A 2,665-nucleotide genomic window follows, 5' to 3' on the forward strand; every position below is an offset into this window, starting at 1 on the left:
GTAAGTAGGTAATCATCCGTATCTTGACAAAATATGAAAATCCCCCAGTATTTACCGGGGGAAAATTAGTCTCTCATTTTTTCAGTTTGCTGCGGCAGTCAGCCGGCAGGCTGTTGGACCATGGAAGCAGTTCCAGCATAGCTTCCTTTTCCGGGAATGGACTAAGATCTTTCATCTGCTCCATCACATAGGTGAGATAATTGTAGGGTTTCAGCCCGTTCAGCATGGCTGTTTCCGTGATGCTGTATACAGTTGCGCTGGCCTGCGCTCCACGGATGCTCTTTGCGAAAAGCCAGTTCCGTCTCCCTGTCGCAAAGTTTTTTAGTGCACGTTCCGCTGCCAGATTATCAATACTTAAGTGTCCGTCCTCCAGATATCTTTTCAGATAAGCTTCCTGGTTCAGGGTGTACAGGACAGCTTCACCGATCAACGAAGACCGGTCTACGGAATCCTCCAGTGTATGAAGCCACTCAAAGAAAGCCTCTAAAAGCGGTTTCGCCTGCTTTTGACGCTCTTCATACCGTTCTTCCGGTGACTTGTCACGGATCATCTCCTCAATCTTATAGAGCATCCCGATCCGTGCCATTGCCTGATATGCGGTTGTCTCCTTCAGCTGCTCTTTGGTGAAATCCTTTTTCAGTACCGTCAGGGCTTCATCAAACCTGCGCCTCGCATGGGCCATGCATCCCGTTACAGTGATCCTTTCTGGGAGACTGTGGTATGCCTGGTAACCATCACAGGTGAAATATCCCTCAAACTGGTCTCCAAGGAATTCCACCGGATGATATCCGGCGCGGGTCCTTTCATATTGGAAGAGGACCATCCGGGGTGAACCGCTGTATTCATCGGTGAGATAGACCCACATCCAGTTCTGGGTGGAGCCCTTCTGGCCCGGTTCATCGATCACCTGGATCCGGGTTTCGTCTCCGTGTAAATATCTACTCCGGAGCAGCTCTTCTTTCATCAGAGCGTAGAGTGGCTGCAGATACCGGTCCGCGCATTGGATGATCCAGTTCGCCATGGTCTTTGTGGAAAGGTTCAGGTCGTACCGGGCGAATTCCCGTTCCTGACGGGCAAGCGGCATCCCGTTTACATACTTGGCATTCATGATGCCCGACACCAGGGATGGCGTTGCCACGCTGCCTTTCAGAAGGGACGGCGTTTTTTCCGGCCGCTTCATGGCTCCGCATTTCGGGCAGCTGTATACAAAGGTCACTTCTTCCACGACTTCAAACCGTGCGGGAACGAATTTCAGCCGTTTTACGGTTTCCTTTGTGACAACCTTATATTTCGTATTGCAGTCCGGGCAGTAACGGTCTGCCCCTGTCAGCTTGTACTCGATCACTTCGGTTGTCTCAAAGGAGGAAAGGTCTTTCTCCTTTTTGCCGGAACGTTTCTTCCTCTTGTAAGAAGACGGATGGACCTCTTCCAGGTCCGGTTCCGGGGCATTGGGATCCGCTTCCTGCTCTGCCTCGTTGAAAAGATCCAGCTGGGTATACCCGTCCGCATATTTTTCGCTGGACGCTCCAAAGCGTTTCCTCTGGGCAAGGGTAAGGCGGTCCGAGAGCATGGCGTTCAGGAATTCCAGTTCCTTTGTTTTCTCTTCCAGGAGCTGGATCCTCGTTTCCTGTTTTTCCAGGGCCTCTTTCTGTTTCTGATAATGCCCCTGCATGATCTTTACCAGTGAAAGCATATCATCCCTGCTCATCCTGTTCAGTTGTTCCTCTGTAAAAATCGGATCCATCGTGCCGCCTCATCTTTCTGAAATCTCTATGGACAGTTTACCATAAAAAGGAGCTGGTTTCTATTGGAAACTGCTTTCAGGAGCAGAGGAAAATCTGCGTAAAATCAAGGAATTTTCGGCTTTTTGCGAATTGACAGGAAACGGGCTCAGACCACGATCTTTGGGTGGCGTTCTTCAAAAGCGCCGCTGGGATTCAGGGACAATCCATCGCACAGCCAGTGGATCTCTTTGAGAGTCACTTTCCGCAGTTCATCCGGTGTGTCCGGCCAATGGAAGGAATTCCGGTCCAGGCGTTTCATCAGGATCCAAAATCCGGAACCGTCCCACTGGAGGATCTTAATCAAGGTGCGTCTGCGATTGCAGAATGCGAACATACAGCGGGAGTACGGGTCGAGATGGAATTTCAGTTTGATGATTGCGGCTAAACCGGTATAACTCTTGCGAAGATCCGTAACCCCGCACGCCAGATAGACCGTTGTGCTTCCTGAAAAATCAAGCATAGTTCTTCAAAGCCTGGAGCAGAGCAGTCATCAGCCTGGCAGGACAGTCGGCACCCACTTCAATCCGGATGTTTCCCGGAAGAAAGATCGTAATAGAATGATTTCCTGCCGGAGCGTTAAACTGCAGCTCCTGTTCCGACGGGAGCTTTGCGAACACCGGATCAGAAAAAGATTCCGTTCCAGTAGTTCCTGACTGGATCTTACGGATCCAATAGCCCAGAGTAGACTGTGGGATCTCATTCTGCTGACACCAGTCTTTGCGGGATAAGCCGCTTTCCTGGAAAGAATGGACTCGATCAGCCCAGAGATCAGTTTTTGAGATTTTATTGCCATCCATCTCTATTGGTATCACCTCCATCATTTGAGAACATCTTATCAAATGCAGGAAGGGATTTGAAGATACGGATGATTACCTACTTAC

Annotated in this window: 3 protein-coding genes; all 3 read right to left on the minus strand. The window is 50.0% G+C overall.

Features of this window, described 5'->3' with window-relative positions; all coding sequences use genetic code 11:
• Positions 1-73: 73 nt before the first annotated feature.
• Entirely contained in the window at positions 74-1,744 is a 1,671-nt protein-coding gene (tnpC, locus tag B5G00_RS18340) for an IS66 family transposase (protein WP_087275074.1), read from the minus strand.
• A 146-nt stretch (positions 1,745-1,890) separates the two neighbouring features.
• Positions 1,891-2,244, minus strand: a complete 354-nt coding sequence (gene tnpB, locus B5G00_RS18345; RefSeq protein ID WP_087163148.1) for an IS66 family insertion sequence element accessory protein TnpB — start codon at positions 2,242-2,244, stop codon at positions 1,891-1,893.
• Entirely contained in the window at positions 2,237-2,581 is a 345-nt protein-coding gene (gene tnpA / locus B5G00_RS18350) for an IS66 family insertion sequence element accessory protein TnpA (protein WP_242971432.1), read from the minus strand. Before tnpA ends, tnpB begins: the two co-directional genes overlap by 8 nt.
• Between the last annotated feature and the right edge of the window lie 84 nt (positions 2,582-2,665).

This window comes from Blautia sp. An46, from assembly GCF_002161645.1.
Classification (GTDB): domain Bacteria; phylum Bacillota; class Clostridia; order Lachnospirales; family Lachnospiraceae; genus Blautia; species Blautia ornithocaccae.